At 61.0% G+C, this 14,584-nt stretch carries 15 protein-coding genes; 4 read left to right on the forward strand and 11 right to left on the reverse strand.

Annotated elements, in window-relative coordinates:
* The first annotated feature begins 12 nt into the window (after positions 1-12).
* Entirely contained in the window at positions 13-546 is a 534-nt protein-coding gene (locus P3T24_RS19230) for a single-stranded DNA-binding protein (protein WP_074263315.1), read from the forward strand.
* 60 nt (positions 547-606) lie between these two features.
* On the opposite strand, the gene P3T24_RS19235 is transcribed toward P3T24_RS19230, so the two are convergent.
* Positions 607-1,728, reverse strand: a complete 1,122-nt coding sequence (locus P3T24_RS19235) for an NADH:flavin oxidoreductase (RefSeq protein ID WP_429436865.1) — start codon at positions 1,726-1,728, stop codon at positions 607-609.
* A gap of 97 nt (positions 1,729-1,825) precedes the next feature.
* On the opposite strand from P3T24_RS19235, the gene P3T24_RS19240 reads away from it, so the two are divergent.
* On the forward strand, positions 1,826-2,203 hold the full coding sequence (locus P3T24_RS19240; RefSeq protein ID WP_429286775.1) for a winged helix-turn-helix transcriptional regulator: 378 nt from the start codon (positions 1,826-1,828) through the stop codon (positions 2,201-2,203).
* Positions 2,204-2,284: 81 nt separating this feature from the next.
* Here the strand turns inward: P3T24_RS19240 and P3T24_RS19245 are convergent, their stop codons facing one another.
* The 4 genes from P3T24_RS19245 to P3T24_RS19260 are packed head-to-tail and all read right to left on the reverse strand — an operon-like array spanning position 2,285 to position 5,399.
* Complete coding sequence (locus P3T24_RS19245; RefSeq protein ID WP_429436868.1) at positions 2,285-2,836, reverse strand: hypothetical protein; 552 nt, start codon at positions 2,834-2,836, stop codon at positions 2,285-2,287.
* 2 nt (positions 2,837-2,838) lie between these two features.
* Entirely contained in the window at positions 2,839-3,729 is an 891-nt protein-coding gene (locus P3T24_RS19250) for an SPFH domain-containing protein (RefSeq protein ID WP_429436871.1), read from the reverse strand.
* Positions 3,730-3,782: 53 nt separating this feature from the next.
* Positions 3,783-4,715 carry a phosphatidate cytidylyltransferase gene (locus tag P3T24_RS19255; RefSeq protein ID WP_074263320.1) on the reverse strand — a complete coding sequence of 311 codons (933 nt, stop codon included), beginning with the start codon at positions 4,713-4,715 and terminating at the stop codon, positions 3,783-3,785.
* A gap of 21 nt (positions 4,716-4,736) precedes the next feature.
* The gene (locus tag P3T24_RS19260) at positions 4,737-5,399 is read right to left on the reverse strand and encodes a lysophospholipid acyltransferase family protein (protein WP_429436873.1); all 663 of its coding nucleotides are present in this window, start codon (positions 5,397-5,399) and stop codon (positions 4,737-4,739) included.
* A 333-nt stretch (positions 5,400-5,732) separates the two neighbouring features.
* Here P3T24_RS19260 and P3T24_RS19265 point away from each other — a divergent pair, with 333 nt between their 5' ends.
* Positions 5,733-6,338: a CDP-alcohol phosphatidyltransferase family protein gene (locus P3T24_RS19265; protein WP_429436876.1), complete on the forward strand. Its 606-nt coding sequence runs from the start codon at positions 5,733-5,735 to the stop codon at positions 6,336-6,338.
* 26 nt (positions 6,339-6,364) lie between these two features.
* On the opposite strand, the gene P3T24_RS19270 is transcribed toward P3T24_RS19265, so the two are convergent.
* From P3T24_RS19270 to P3T24_RS19295, 6 genes are all read right to left on the reverse strand, one after another.
* Positions 6,365-7,450, reverse strand: coding sequence for an ABC transporter ATP-binding protein (locus P3T24_RS19270; protein WP_429436879.1), 1,086 nt, complete (start codon positions 7,448-7,450; stop codon positions 6,365-6,367).
* A 29-nt stretch (positions 7,451-7,479) separates the two neighbouring features.
* The gene (locus tag P3T24_RS19275) at positions 7,480-8,487 is read right to left on the reverse strand and encodes an ABC transporter ATP-binding protein (protein WP_074263324.1); all 1,008 of its coding nucleotides are present in this window, start codon (positions 8,485-8,487) and stop codon (positions 7,480-7,482) included.
* 1 nt (position 8,488) lies between these two features.
* Complete coding sequence (locus P3T24_RS19280; protein WP_074263325.1) at positions 8,489-9,388, reverse strand: ABC transporter permease; 900 nt, start codon at positions 9,386-9,388, stop codon at positions 8,489-8,491.
* A 59-nt stretch (positions 9,389-9,447) separates the two neighbouring features.
* Positions 9,448-10,386 (reverse strand): ABC transporter permease subunit, encoded by a 939-nt coding sequence (locus P3T24_RS19285; protein WP_429267655.1) that lies wholly within the window; start codon positions 10,384-10,386, stop codon positions 9,448-9,450.
* A gap of 44 nt (positions 10,387-10,430) precedes the next feature.
* Positions 10,431-12,047 carry a peptide ABC transporter substrate-binding protein gene (locus tag P3T24_RS19290; RefSeq protein WP_074263327.1) on the reverse strand — a complete coding sequence of 539 codons (1,617 nt, stop codon included), beginning with the start codon at positions 12,045-12,047 and terminating at the stop codon, positions 10,431-10,433.
* Between the two features lie 678 nt (positions 12,048-12,725).
* Positions 12,726-13,184, reverse strand: a complete 459-nt coding sequence (locus P3T24_RS19295; protein ID WP_074263328.1) for an Lrp/AsnC family transcriptional regulator — start codon at positions 13,182-13,184, stop codon at positions 12,726-12,728.
* 290 nt (positions 13,185-13,474) lie between these two features.
* Here P3T24_RS19295 and P3T24_RS19300 point away from each other — a divergent pair, with 290 nt between their 5' ends.
* Positions 13,475-14,548: a Leu/Phe/Val dehydrogenase gene (locus P3T24_RS19300; RefSeq protein ID WP_429436882.1), complete on the forward strand. Its 1,074-nt coding sequence runs from the start codon at positions 13,475-13,477 to the stop codon at positions 14,546-14,548.
* Positions 14,549-14,584 lie beyond the last annotated feature (36 nt).

Here is a 14,584-nt window from a genome sequence, read left to right on the forward strand (position 1 = left end):
CAGGAGAAACTCATGGCATCCGTGAACAAGGTAATTCTCGTCGGCAACCTCGGAGCCGATCCGGAAGTCCGCTATCTTCCGAGCGGCGACGCAGTGGCGAACATCCGCCTTGCGACGACGGACCGGTACAAGGACAAGACGTCGGGCGAAATGAAGGAAGCCACCGAGTGGCACCGGGTTTCGTTTTTCGGGCGTCTGGCCGAGATCGTGAACGAGTATCTGAAGAAGGGCTCGTCGGTTTATATCGAAGGGCGCATTCGCACACGTAAGTGGCAGGCGCAGGATGGGACGGACCGGTACTCCACCGAGATCGTGGCTGAGCAGATGCAGATGCTGGGTGGCCGCGGCGGGGCGATGGGCGGCGGTGGCGATGAGGGTGGATATAGTCGCGAGCCGTCGGAGCGTAGTGGCGGCGGCGGTGGTGGTGGTCGCGCGGCTTCGGGTGGCGGCGGTGGGGCGCGTGGTGGTAGCGGTGGCGGTGCTAGCCGTCCGAGCGCGCCGGCCGGTGGTGGGTTTGATGAGATGGACGACGATATTCCGTTCTAACCACCCGTAATCAGAAAGTGTAAAGATCAACCCCGCCTTTGAGCGGGGTTTTTCTTGAACTCAGTAAAGCTCCCCCAACGCCGCCGGACTAAAGTCCTTCAACTGACCGGTCTCACCCGAACGAATCTTCGTCACCCATTCCGGATCGCTGAGTATTGCGCGGCCAATGGCGACCAGATCGAACTCGTCGCGCTCCATGCGGTCGAGCAGATTGTCCAGACCCGCCGGGCTCGAACTCTCGCCGCCGAAGGTGCCGAGGAAATCACCTGAAAGACCAACCGACCCCACGCTGATCGTCGCCGCGCCCGTCACTTTCTTCGCCCATCCCGCAAAATTCAGGCCGTTTTCCCCGTCGATTTCCGGAAACTCCGCTTCCCAGAAGCGCCGCTGCGAACAGTGCAGGATATCGGCGCCAGCTTCCACGAGGGGCACAAGCCAGTCGGCCATTTCATCCGGCGTATGCGCGAGTCGAGCGGCGTAGTCCTGCTGCTTCCATTGACTCAAACGAAGGATGATCGGGTGGTCCGCTCCGACGGCAGCCCGCACGCTCTTGATCACCTCGACCGCGAAGCGCGACCGTTCACGAATCGAGTTCCCGCCAAAAGCGTCCGAGCGCCGATTGGTACCGTCCCAGAAGAACTGGTCGAGCAGATAACCATGAGCGCCGTGAATCTCGACGGTGTCGAACCCGAGCCGCTTCGATTCCGCTGCGGCACGTCCAAAGGCAGCAACCGTATCCGCGATATCTTCATCGGTCATCGTCTTGCCACGCTGCTTTTCAGGTGCCACAAGACCCGAAGGACTCTCGACCGGCGAGGAAGGCCGCCATTCAGTGAACGGATTAGCAACGGACCCCACGTGCCAGATCTGCGGCGCCATCTTGCCGCCCGCTTCGTGGACGGCGTCGATCACCTTCTTCCAGCCAGCAAGCGATGCTTCTCCGTGGAAGAACGGAATATTCGGATCGTTGCGCGACGACGGGCGATCGATTACCGTTCCCTCGGAGATGATAAGACCGACCTCACCCAATGCGCGCCGCCGGTAGTAATCCGCCACGTTAGCGCCGGGCACACCCTCTGGCGAGAAGGAGCGCGTCATGGGCGCCATCACAATGCGGTTTTTCAGGTTGAGCGTTTTCAGTTGAAACGGTCTGAACAACACGTCGAGTTGCGAACTAGTCATCGATGCACCTCATGAACGAAAAAACCGATGGTATATGTTTTATACTAGGTGTCAATGAGTCACCACATTGCTACCAGGTAGCATTCAGGAAACCGCCATGTCGGAATGTCAACCAGAGGTGTTGTCTCTTGCCAGTTGCCCAAGTCGTTTGCTACTCGATCAGATCGCTGACAAGTGGTCGGTTCTGATCCTTGCGTCGCTACGCCCCGGGCCGATGCGATTCAACGCGATCAAGCGCCGCATTGAAGGGATCACGCAGAAAGCCTTGGCGCAGTGTTTGCGTCGGCTCGAGCGAAACGGAATTGTCGAAAGAAGAGTGATTGCGACTTCGCCAATCTCCGTCGAATACGAAATCACGGCGCTGGGGCGGTCGCTCGATGGCCCATTCCAGGCGCTTTACATATGGACGTACGAGCATCTCCCTGAGGTCGAGAGTGCGAGAGCTCGCTACGATCAACGTGAGACCGCGGGCTAATGTCTGCTGCGTGAGCTTGGGCGGGGCCGACCCGCCAGAATAGCCTGCAGCGTCGGCCCTGGGTTGGGAGAGCGGAGAGAATCAGACCGTGCGATCAAGCAAAGCTGCCTCTCGACTCCGCAACGTCAACTGAAGGGCCGCCAACCCTTCTTCAACTTCGTCAAGATGCTCCAGTATCCATAGACCATTGCGTCCATCGAGCATCGCATGGAGCAGCGAACACTGCCCTACGAGCCGCTCGTCACAGCCAATCAACACTTTCAATGTTTCGGCTTCCTGACGATAGCGCTGCGTCATGCGATCGTTCTCCGGAACCGGCTGGGATTGCAGCCTGCCACTGACCGTGCCGATGTCTCCCGCCAGCCGTTCGAGCTTCTGCGCAGCCGCCATATTCGACGGATTCGGGAACGGCTTCTCGCGGGTGGGTGTGCCGATAAACTCACGTCGATAATCGGACTCAGCGCGTTCGACATTGGAACGCGCCATCCCTAGCAGCCATCCTGCCTTGCTACGCACGAGTTGATCGTCAGCGCGAAGCTGATTTTCGGTGCGGTAGAAGTTGTAGCCCCAGCCGTGAAACAGGTTGATCGCCGCCTGGCGGAGCGCCCCTTCGTCGTAGAATTTTGAGTCCATGACTAGCTCTTTCCAGAGAACCCGGCTTCATGTCCGAGCGGATAAATTCCGGTGGCGGGCGCGCCGATCTGGAAGGGCAATCCCGCCGCCGCATTCGGCGCAGACACCAGGCCCTTTTCCGCCATGCGCAGCGCAAGGTAGTAACGAACCGCTTCGATCGGCGAGAGGCCAATAGCCTGCAGCGAGATGAGTTCGCGCATCCGCTCGTCCTTGGGCACGATCAGGACCTTGAGGTCATTCAGCATGATGCCAAACGTTCTCAGGAAATCGGAGAGATGCGTCTTGACCGACTCACGGATCTCGTTGATATGCTCGTTGATGTTTTCCATCTTCGTCACCTGGACGATCTGGTTGATCGCCTGCTCGATTGCGGGACCGGCATAATCGGCGACCTCTTGCGTATCGATAAGGTTGCCGTTAAACGGCAGGTGCGTAATAAGATCGAGCGCTGCCTCCTTGGTATCGATGTGAATATAGTAATCAACCTGATACGCCATCTCAGCCATCTCGGCGCTGGTCGCGATGCCCTGGCTGCGAATCAGCAGTTTGGCGCGGTTGATGTAGATGACTTCGAACACCCATGGCGAGGAACCACCAAAAAACCCTTGGGCGATGGAGCCCAGCAGCGGCTTGTCAGGCGTAGTGAGAGCGTACTGTCCCGTCTCATACACGTTGAGCACTGCGCCGCGTGATTTCAGCACGCAGAAGTGGTTGCTTTCGACGGTTAGCAGTGAGCCAGAAACAATGCTTTCGTCCACAATCTTGACCGCTACGCCCTTGGTGCCGAGCAGGTCGGTGCCGTCGCGCTGAAGGGATGTGATGACCTGCCGTGTTATCGCCATGTCTTGCTCCTCATCTTGATCTCGTTCGTTGAACTGCGAGAGTGTTCGCAACGGTTCGAATAATGGAGCCGGCCGGCCGTCAGGAACGGTCGGTTCATATCCGTCTACTGCACGTAAAGATACCGCACCAGGTGGAAAAACACCGGCGCAGCAAAACAGATCGAATCGACACGATCCAGCGCACCGCCATGCCCGGCAATCATCGAACCCCAGTCTTTCGCACCCAGCGAGCGTTTAACCGCGGACAGGACGAGTCCGCCGACAAATCCCGCCAACACGATTGCCAGCGACATCAGGAACGCCGCGCCGAAGCTGAACGGCGTGATCCGGTAAAGCGCCGCGCCAGCCAACGTAGCCAGCAGCCCTCCGCCGACGAATCCCTCCACAGTCTTCGACGGACTCAGCAACGGCGCGATTTTGCGCTTCCCGAACAGCTTGCCGACAACATACTGGAACACATCGCTGATCTGCACCACCAGCAGGAAGAAGAACAGCAGCAGCGCGTTCTCGCCCTCATAGTGCGGGATATCCAGAATCAGAAGAGCGGGCGCATGACTCAACCCATAGACGCACACCATCAGTGCCCAATGGATCTTCGAGTTGCGGCTCAGAAACTCGTGCGTATCCTGCGTCAGCGCGGACACTAGCGACAACGTGATGAACAGATGCACCGGTACGAAGATGGAAAACATCCCGTACCACCGGACCCACAGCAGCAGATACTGCACCGGAATCGCGATGAAGAATGCGATGAAGAGCGTGGTGTGATCGCTCGGCGTCGTCGGCGTTAGCGTGATGAACTCACGCAGTGCGAGATACGACACCACTGCGAAGACGATGTAAGTGGCCGTCGGCCCGAGGCCGATCGCAATTGCCATGATCGCGATCATGCCCCACCAGGCGCGAATACGCTGGTTCAGATTGGCGATGGTCGCGCTTTTACCGCCGTCGCGCCACGCGAGAATCGCACCGATAATCGATGCAATGGCCAGAAAGCCGGTGAGGCCGCCCACAAGTTCCCAGAACGCTGTTCTCATAGTGTTTAATGTTTTGGAATGCTATTGATCTGAAGTGGCTGTTCTCGCCGCAGTCTCGAGCGCTTCCCGAGCAGGAGAAAGTTCGACGATCGCGTCGCGGGCGCGGCGCAGAAAATCCGCTTTCGCCTCTTCGGGCTTTAATTGCAGCGTGCCGCCGAAATGCACCTTGCAGATTAGCGGCACTGGCCAGATTGCGCCTTTGGGCATGATGCGCTGCAGATTCTCCAGGTAGACTGGGCATAGGTCGATATCAGGAAACTCGCTGGCAAGTCTGAAGATGCCACTCTTGAATGCCTGCGGCAATGCTTCGGCGCTGCGTGTGCCCTCGGGAAAAATGATCACGGACTCGCCAAGCCGCAATGCCTCGCGGACCGGATCGAGCGGGTCGCCTTCACCTTCATGCTTGCGGTCGATCAGCACGACGTTGAGCAGATCGCGCGCAATATGCACTTTGGCTTTGCCGCGCTGCCAATAGTCGCGCGCAGCCACGGGGCGAACCTGATGACGCAACTCACTCGGCAACGCGGCGAGGATCGCTAGCGTATCGATGTGGCTCGTATGATTCGAAAAGTAGATGGTCTGCGCGGCGCTCGGCGCGCCGTGATGCCATACAGGATAGGCACCCGCCACGAGGCGTACGACGCCCAGCAGAAAGTCACGTTCCCACGCGTGCCAGGTACTCATTGGATGCTCCTCTCGAAGCGATGCGCTGCAAGCGGTCGCTTGCCCTCGCGCTTATCTTCGTTATCCAAACTTCTGCCGACGGCCAGAATCCTTCTGACACCGACGCATTCTTATGCGATGCGAATCATCGTATGCCAGAGCAGAAGATTTCAGTCGCGGCATTATGACGAGTTTCCATGACAAGCACCACATCGCTTTGCTCGGGCTCGTCTTGACGTTCGTTGCCGTTTAAATGACGATGTCGCTGTTTGTGACAGCACAAACAGAGCGGGCGCGGGACATGTCGCCCGACTTCCCGAAAGACCATTCAAGACGCCAATCAACGAGCGCGCTATGAGCGTATACGCACTAAAACCGAAGTTCCAGAATCTGCTGCGTCCGTTGGTGCGGCAACTCGCACGCGCAGGCGTCACTGCCAATCAGGTCACCGTATCGGCTGCGCTTGGATCGATACTCGTCGGGATCGTGGCGGGTTTCGGATTTCCGCTTTACCGGCTGTTTTTGCTGATCCCTGTCTGGCTGTTTTTGCGCATGGCGCTCAATGCGATAGACGGAATGCTGGCGCGCGAATTCGGTCAAAAGAGCGCGCTCGGCGCCTATTTGAATGAACTGGGAGATGTGGTCTCGGACATAGCCCTGACATTGCCGTTTCTAGTGATACCCGAGTTTAATCCGGCCGATATCTGGGTGTTTGTGCTGTCCGCGGTGGTGGTCGAATGCGCGGGTCTGGTCGGACCGCTGGCTGGTGCCACGCGTCGTTATGATGGACCGCTTGGCAAGAGCGATCGCGCCGTCGCGGTCGGCGCGTTTGGTTTGTGGATTGGTTTGGGTTTGCCGCTGGCGCACTGGGCAGACTGGCTGTGGTGCGCGTTGACCGCGCTGTCGGTGATTACGGTCTGGCAGCGGATTGGAAAGGGAGTGACGGAGGCGCGAGGTTAAGCCGCCCAGCGCGCTCCTGCTAACCTTCAAATAACCGGCGGCGCTTCACGGAGATCCGTTCCCACGCGAATGCACGCCACCCTGCGATCCGCCGTCCCACGCGAGATCGACTGCGGCACCTCTTCGGCGCAAGCTGCGATCGCCTCGGGACAGCGCGTGCGGAACGCACATCCAGAGGGCAGGTTGAGCGGCGATGGCATCTCTCCAGTCAGCACCGCATGTTTGCGCGTGCGCTCGATCGCAGGATCAGGCCGCGGCACCGCCGACAACAACGCCCGCGTATAAGGATGCTGCGGCGACCCATACACCTCCTGCCGCGTGCCCAGCTCCATCACGCGCCCGAGGTACATGACCAGCACGCGCTGGCTGATCGCCTTCACGACCGCCAGATCATGCGCGACAAACAGCAGCGACAGCGACAACTCCCGCTGCAAATCGCGCAACAGATTGACGATCTGCGCCTGAATCGAAACATCCAGCGCGGACACAGGTTCATCGCAAATCACCAGTTGCGGCTCACCCACCAGCGCCCGCGCAATCCCAATCCGCTGACACTGTCCGCCCGAAAACTCGTGCGCATAGCGCGACAGATGATGCGCGCCAAGACCCACGCGCTCCAGCATCGTTACCACGCGCGCATGAGTCTCATCACGTCCCAGGCCGGGCCGTTGTACCTTCAACGGCTCGGTGACGATCTGCTCGATGGTCATCCGCGGATCCAGCGAGGCCAGCGGGTCCTGAAACACCATCTGCACGTCCTTGCGCAGCCGCTCCATCGCGGCGGCCGGACGGCGTCCCTCGGTCACCGTCTCCGTATCGCGCCAGCGCACGCTGCCTTCCGTCACGGGCGTGAGACCGATAATCGCTCGCGCCAGTGTCGACTTGCCGCAGCCCGACTCGCCTACGAGTCCCAGCGTCTCACCGCGTCGCACGTCGAACGACACGCCATCCACTGCGCGCAAGATCGCTTTCGACGACCAAGGATACGCGCCGCGCGGCACCCGGAAGTGCACCTTGAGATCGCGCACCGTCAGCACTGGCTCGCCCGCCACGTTGACGCGTGCTTCACCCGCCGCGCTGCCCAGCGGCTTTCCCGAAGTCCCGTCACCCATACCCACCGTCCTTTGCGTCACCGTGTTACTCACCGCACCACCTCCATCATCTCGCCGACCGGGCGCAGGCAAGCACGCCAGCCGTCCGTCCGGTCGACGATGGCCTCCAGTTCGGGCCGCGTCGTATGGCAGCGGTCCTTTGCCAGCGCACAGCGTGGCGCAAACGCGCAGCCTTCGATGGCCTCGCCCGGCGCTGGGGGATTACCTGCAATCGTGCGCAACGGGGCATCGATGTCGTGTGTGCCGTCGGTGTCGTCGAGTCGCGGCAGCGCATCGAGCAGCCCGCGCGTGTACGGATGAGTCGGGTTCTCGAACAACGCTTGCGCACTCGCGCGCTCCACGGTGCGGCCTGCGTACATCACCATCACGTCGTCCGCGAGTCCTGCCACCACGCCCATGTCGTGCGTGATCAGAATAATCGCCGTACCCAGGTCGCGATTCAGCTCGCGCAGCAGTTCGATGATCTGCGCCTGCACCGTCACGTCGAGCGCGGTGGTTGGTTCGTCGGCAATCAGGATTTCGGGTTCGGTCAGCAGCGCGGTTGCGATGGTCACGCGCTGGCGCATGCCACCTGAAAACTCATGCGGATATCGATCGATACGTCGCGCCGCGTCCGGAATCCACACGCGCTGCAGTGCCTCGATGGCCTGGCGGCGCGCATCGCGCCGCGACACGCCGCGGTGCAATTGCAGCGCTTCGGTCATCTGACGCTCGACCGTGAGAAACGGATTGAGCGACGTCATCGGATCCTGAAACACCATGCCAATGCGATCGCCGCGAATCTGGTTCAGTTCGCGCTGGCTCAGCGCCAGCAGATTGCGGCCCGCGTACAGCGCTTCGCCGGAGGTCTGGCCATTGCCGGGGAGCAGCCCGAGCAGCGCCATCACCGTCTGACTTTTACCCGAGCCCGATTCGCCGACAATCCCCAGCGTCTTGCCCTTTTCGAGCGTGAACGATACGCGTTGCACCGCGTCCACGGGCGAGGCATCGCGCCGTGTAAAGCGCACCCCCAGGTCTTTTACTTCGAGCAACGCCATCTCAACGCTCCTTGGTATCGAGCGCGTCGCGCAGCCCGTCGCCTACAAAGTTCACGCAATACAGCGTGACGCACAGCATCACCGCCGGGCACAGCAGCAGCCACGGCATCGACTCCAGTTTCTGCGCGCCGTCGTTGATCAGCACTCCCCAGCTTGTCATCGGTTCCTGCACGCCCAGGCCGAGAAACGACAGTACGGATTCGGTCAGCACGATGCCAGGCACCGTGACCGTCGCGTACACCACCACCACGCCGAGCAGGTTCGGCACGATGTGCCGCAGGATGATCCCCGGTGTGCTCACGCCGGTCGCGCGCGCTGCGTCGATGAACTCACGGGTCCGCAGCGATAGCGTCTGACCGCGCACCACGCGCGCCATGTCGAGCCACGAGAACGCGCTGATCGTCAGCACCACCAGGTAGAACGCGCGGCCCAGCAGCGTCATCATCAGGATCGCGATCAGCATGTAGGGGATTGCGTACATCATGTCGACGATACGCATCATCACCGCGTCGGTCCGTCCGCCGATATAGCCGGCCGTCGCACCCCACGCGACGCCGATCAGTCCCGACACCAGCGTGCCAAGCAGCCCGACTTCGAGCGACACACGTCCGCCGGCAAGCGTGCGTACCAGCAGGTCGCGGCCGAGTTCGTCGGTGCCGAACCAGTGCTGGCCCAGCAGCGTGGGCGGCATGCTGATAGCGCCCCAGTCGTTGGCGGCGGGATCGTTGGAGAGAAGCAGCGGACCCACAAAGCAGGCAATGATGATGATCCCAAGGATCACCAGGCTGGCGAGCGCCGCGCGGTTGCGCAGAAACTGCCTGAAGGCAAGCTCAAGCGGACTGCGCGAGCGTCGCGGGGCGGCGGTAGCTGTAGTCGCAGCGGTGGAAGGGGAGGTGTTCATGGTGTCTCTATCGTAGATCGTAGTTCGATGATCAAGGCGTGGGATCCGTTGCCGGGATCTCAGTAGCGGATGCGCGGGTCGAGCCACGCGTACGCCAGATCGACGAGCAGGTTGAACACGACGGCCGCCACGGTCGTGAGCACCACGAGTCCGAGCACGAGCGTGTAATCGCGGTTGATGGCGCCGTCCACCACCAGTTGTCCGAGGCCAGGCAGCGCGAACACCGACTCCGTGACCACGGCGGCAGTAATCGAAGAGATGCAGATCGAGCCCAGCAGCGACACCACCGGCATCAAGGCGGGCTTGAGTGCGTGCCGCAGCACGATCACATGACCAGGCATGCCCTTCGCGCGCGCGGTGCGAATGAAATTCCCCGACAGAACTTCGATCATGCTGCCGCGCATCACCCGCGCAATCGATGAAACGTTGATGATCACCAGCAGGGCCATCGGCAGCACGCGGTAGCGCCAGCCACCGTCGCCCCAGCCGCCGGCGGGCAGCCAGCCGTGGCCATCCGAGCGCTTAAGCAGAATTGCAAACACCCACACCAGCACGGGGCCGAGCACGAACGGCGGAATCACGTTGCCGACGTTGCCGAGCAGCATCACGATGCGATCGGTGATGCCGTCGCGGCGCACCGCAGCGGCTGTGCCAAGCAACACGCCGATCACCAACGCGATCGGCACCGAGAGACCGCCCACGCCGAGGCTGACCGGCAGCGCCTTGCTGACGAGGTCGTTGACCGACCAGTCGACGTAGCGCACCGACGGCCCGAGATCGCCATGCAGCAGCGCGTTCAGATACAGCAGGTACTGCTTCCAGAGCGGCTGGTCGAGGTGATATTTCGCGTTCAGATTCGCGAGGGTGGCCGCGGACAGGTGCTTTTCAGTGTCGAACGGACCGCCCGGCGTCGCGTGCAACATCAAATAGCACACCGTAATCACGGCAAGAACGGTTGGAATGACCCATAGGGTGCGGCGCAGCGCGTAGGCGAGCATGGCGGATTCCGTTACTTCAATATTCGGTGGTCAGTGAGCGGGGCTTAGTGCGCCAGCAGGTACATGTCCTGCGAGGCACGCTGATCCACATAGTTGGTCGGCAGATAGCCGCCCACATACGGTTTCACGAGCCGGTCAGCCGAGTACTGGAACAGCGGGATCAGCGGCGTTTGGCTCATGGCCAGATTGTGCGCCTGAGTGAGCAGGGCGGTGCGTTTCTGGTCGTCGAGTTGCAGGTTGCCCTGATCGATGAGTGCGTCGACCTTCGGGTCGCAGAACTGCTGGTCGTTCTGCACGTCGTTGCAGCGCAACTGATCGAAGTACGACATCGCGTCGTTATAGTCGACGAACCAGCCATCGCGCGAGGCCTGTACCTTGCCGGCATGGCGTTCGCTCAGCAGTACCTTGTATTCGACGTTTTCCAGCTTCGCGTTCACGCCGAGCTTGGTGCGCCATTCGGAGGTTGAGAAGAGTGCCACCTTCTTATGGAGATCGCTGGTGTTGTACGTCAGGGTGAAGGTCAGGGGCTTCGCATCCGAATAGCCCGCTGCCTTCAGCAGACCGCGCGCGTAGTCGACACGCTTGGCCATCGGCCAGCTCGCCCAGTCTGGTGTGTAGACAGCAGCGCCCTTGGTGCCTTTGGCGATGAGGCCGTACATCGGCACTTCGCCTGCCTGAGTGAGTTTCGACGTCAGCAGGTCGCGGTCGATCACCATCGAAAGCGCCTGGCGCACGCGCGGGTCGCGGAATGCCGGGTCGGTGTTGTTCAGGCTGTAGAAGTAGGTTGCAAGCTGCAGCCCGGTCTGCAGTTCCTTGCCGAACTGTTTGCTGACCTGGGCATAGACACCCGAAGGGATCGAATACGTGTAATCGATCTGGCCGGACTGATACATGCGCATCGCCGTCTCGTCGCTTTCCACCGGCACGTAGGTGACCTTCGAGATCACCACTTGCGGCGCGTTCCAGTACTTGGCGTTCTTGACGATCACGATGCGGTTGTTCGGCTCCCAGTCGCTCAGCGTGTACGGACCGTTGCTCACCATGTTGCCAGGGCGCGTCCAGCTATCGCCGAATTTATCCACCGTTGCTTTGTTCACTGGTGCCATGGCCGGCATGGCGGTGAGTTCGGTGAAGAAAGCGACCGGCACTTCGGTCTTGACCTCAAGCGTATACGGATCGACAACTCGTGCGGCCAGCGATGTTAGCGGCGCCTTGCCAGCGAGGATCGCTTTTGCGTTCTTGATGAACTCCGGCAGGATCGTATATTTCGAGCCGGTCTTCGGATCGAGCACACGCTGCCACGCGTAGACGAAATCTGTCGCGGTGACCGGATCGCCATTGCTCCATTTCGCGTCGTGACGCAGCTTGAAGACCCAGGTGTCGGGAGCAGTACGCGTCCATGACAGGGCGACGCCCGGCACGACTGCGCCGGAAGCGCCGATACGGGTGAGGCCTTCGAACAGATCGAGCCCAATAGTGTCGCCTGTCCACGATTCGATATGCGCTGGGTCAAGCGACTCGACTTCGGCCGGCACCTGACGCGTGAGTTCCTGCTTGGCGGCAAGCGTGGTGCCCGGTGGCACTGTGACCGCCGACGCTGCGCCGGCAAAAGTGAGCGTGATCGCTGAGAGCACCGCAGTAAGGGATTGCGACAGTTTCATAGGCTGGTTCGAAGAAGGAGGTTCAAGAGAAGTCCCCGCCCCGCGCAACAAGGCGGCAGGGGGCGCAGAGCAATGCGTGATGTCGCGGCACGACGAGGCTTAGCCGAAGAGGCCGCGCGACAGGACGTCCCGGCCCATGTGCTGGTGGGGACATCGGATGAGGAATGGGGTGTCGGAAGACAGGCGGTGCCACCGTCCGGCGGCTAATGTCACTTGCATACGTTTCACTTACGATTCTTCCTGTCGTTGTAGCCACAACCATGGACGACTTGCACATCGGCGCACGAGCCGTGCGCCAGCAGTCATGCGCGTTGTCCGGCAAGCGTTTTGCCGTTGACGCGCAACATTCGTTATCGAAAGTCCCATCAGCGTGCGATGCCGATTGTGTCGGCGGCACGCTGGTTTGAGGCGACGGCAGCCTAAGCAGAAGGCATGCCAAAAACATGGCTCGATTCCGTCCATCCGTCCGGTGTCTGGCCTGGCATGATGTAACTGGCTGATTGGATTACAAAATGCCAGCCGTGCATGGTTTTCATGATTACCGGCACGGTCGAAACGGTATCGCGCTTATATCACGCCGAAAGAAAACGTGATTTTGGATACGCCCAAAGTAGAGGAAACCACCTACCGCCTCCTGGTGCAGCACGCACCAGTTCGGAATCGATTTTGGGCGGGCCTCTATGGCTCCACGGAGACCGAGCGTTTGAGACAGCGCAAGGCAAAGATCGAGCGGCTGTTCTGAAAGCCAGGCAGCCGGTAGAGCTTGCGTCGCAGGAACGACTCGTACCCTTCGGTGCCTGCCACCGCCACCTTGATCAGATAGTCGTATTCGCCCGACACCAGAAACGCTTCGACCACCTCAGGCAGGTCAGCGAGCGCCTCGCCGAAGCGCTCCAGCGTGCGTTCGTCGTGCTTCTCGAGGGTGACTTCGATGATGACCGTATCGGGCAGCCCAAGCGCCTTCTGGTTGAGCAGCGCGGCATAACCTTCGATCACGCCCGACTCTTCCAGCGCCCGCACCCGGTTCCAGCACGGCGTGGCCGACAGGCCGACGCGTTCGGCCAGTTTGGCATTGGACAGACGTCCGTCGCTGCGCAGTTCGCGCAGGATTCGCTGATCGATTGCGTCGAGCTTCATGTTGTCCTCTGATGCACTCTCCACATCGCGTCGCGTGAGGAGACGATTCGTCTTTAGTAAAAAGGAAATATAGGTATTACTTCTGCCATAGGCCGCATCATGCCAGATAAACAGAAGAAATCCCCGGATTTGGACGCATACACTCTTGCCGTCGAGGCGCGCTCAAATCACGAATACCAGCGCCTCGCCCGTACTCCGCACGCCACCGCGATCCGGACCGCATGCGGCCAGGCGCGAAGCCATCGCTTCGCGCGGATGCTGAACTCTCCGCCCACAAGGAAGGAATACTGATGGACCGACTGACGACCACTGCCGCCGGCAACCTTTTTGGACTGCACGGTGAACCCGCTCACGAACGCATCGTGCTCGCCACCGACGCCGCCTCCGGACTGCAAGCTATCGTTGCTGTCTACAGCACGGCGCGCGGCCCTGCGTTCGGCGGCTGCCGCTTCTGGCAGTACGCGTCGGAGCACGAGGCGTACAACGACGCACTGCGTCTGTCGCAAGGTATGGCGTTCAAGAACGCGCTGGCCGATCTGCCGTTCGGCGGCGGCAAGGCCGTGATCCTGCGCCGTCCGGAAGTGCTCGACCGCGCGGCATTGTTCAAGGCGTTCGGACGGCTGGTGCAATCGCTGGAAGGCATCTATATCACCGCCGAAGACGTCGGCACGACCGCCGACGATATGCGTGCCGTGCAGAGTGAGACCGGCTTCGTGAGCGGTATCCCGCGCGATAACGACGTCTACGGTGGCAACCCGTCGCCGCGCACTGCCTATGGCGTGTTCACAGGCTTGCAGGCGGCCGTGCAAGCGGCGCTTGGGCACAAGACGCTCGACGGCGTTTCGGTTGCGGTACAGGGCCTCGGCTCGGTAGGTTGGGGTCTGTGCGAACGTCTGCATCAAGCGGGCGCGCTGCTGATCGTGTCGGATATCGACGCCGCTAAAACGGCCCGCGCCCAGCAACTCTTCAATGCGCGCGTGGTGGATACGGCAGAAATCGTCAACGTGGAAGCCGATGTGTTCGCACCGTGTGCGCTGGGCGGCTCGATTTCGGAATCGGTCGCGAAGCACTGCCGTTTCAAGGTGGTGGCGGGCGGCGCAAACAACCAGTTGATCTCGCTCGCCGAAGGCGATGTGCTGCATCAGCGCGGCATCTTCTACGCGCCGGACTTCCTCGTGAACGCAGGCGGCATCATTAGTTGCGTGCGGGAATATCAGGGCTCGGGTGAAGAGCAGGCCGTGCTTGCCGAAGTTGCGCAGATCGGTCCGCGGGTCTTCGAACTGGCGGAGCGCGTGCGCGCGACTGGTGTTGCTCCGGCACGCGCCGCAGTGGCGTGGGCGCGTGAAAAGATGGTGGCCTGCTAAGGCGGCGGCGCAAACACTCGCCACCGCATTGATGCA

Source organism: Paraburkholderia sp. GAS33 (genome assembly GCF_050436645.1).
Taxonomy (GTDB): Bacteria; Pseudomonadota; Gammaproteobacteria; order Burkholderiales; family Burkholderiaceae; genus Paraburkholderia; species Paraburkholderia phenazinium_B.

Bases quoted from the DNA above. Each gene is read 5' to 3' on its own strand.
- P3T24_RS19230 (WP_074263315.1), top strand. From the start codon at position 13: ATGGCATCCGTGAACAAGGTAATTCTCGTCGGCAACCTCGGAGCCGAT.
- P3T24_RS19235 (WP_429436865.1), bottom strand. From the start codon at position 1,728: ATGACTAGTTCGCAACTCGACGTGTTGTTCAGACCGTTTCAACTGAAA.
- P3T24_RS19240 (WP_429286775.1), top strand. From the start codon at position 1,826: ATGTCGGAATGTCAACCAGAGGTGTTGTCTCTTGCCAGTTGCCCAAGT.
- P3T24_RS19245 (WP_429436868.1), bottom strand. From the start codon at position 2,836: ATGGACTCAAAATTCTACGACGAAGGGGCGCTCCGCCAGGCGGCGATC.
- P3T24_RS19255 (WP_074263320.1), bottom strand. From the start codon at position 4,715: ATGAGAACAGCGTTCTGGGAACTTGTGGGCGGCCTCACCGGCTTTCTG.
- P3T24_RS19260 (WP_429436873.1), bottom strand. From the start codon at position 5,399: ATGAGTACCTGGCACGCGTGGGAACGTGACTTTCTGCTGGGCGTCGTA.
- P3T24_RS19265 (WP_429436876.1), top strand. From the start codon at position 5,733: ATGAGCGTATACGCACTAAAACCGAAGTTCCAGAATCTGCTGCGTCCG.
- P3T24_RS19270 (WP_429436879.1), bottom strand. From the start codon at position 7,450: ATGGGTGACGGGACTTCGGGAAAGCCGCTGGGCAGCGCGGCGGGTGAA.
- P3T24_RS19275 (WP_074263324.1), bottom strand. From the start codon at position 8,487: ATGGCGTTGCTCGAAGTAAAAGACCTGGGGGTGCGCTTTACACGGCGC.
- P3T24_RS19280 (WP_074263325.1), bottom strand. From the start codon at position 9,388: ATGAACACCTCCCCTTCCACCGCTGCGACTACAGCTACCGCCGCCCCG.
- P3T24_RS19285 (WP_429267655.1), bottom strand. From the start codon at position 10,386: ATGCTCGCCTACGCGCTGCGCCGCACCCTATGGGTCATTCCAACCGTT.
- P3T24_RS19290 (WP_074263327.1), bottom strand. From the start codon at position 12,047: ATGAAACTGTCGCAATCCCTTACTGCGGTGCTCTCAGCGATCACGCTC.
- P3T24_RS19295 (WP_074263328.1), bottom strand. From the start codon at position 13,184: ATGAAGCTCGACGCAATCGATCAGCGAATCCTGCGCGAACTGCGCAGC.
- P3T24_RS19300 (WP_429436882.1), top strand. From the start codon at position 13,475: ATGGACCGACTGACGACCACTGCCGCCGGCAACCTTTTTGGACTGCAC.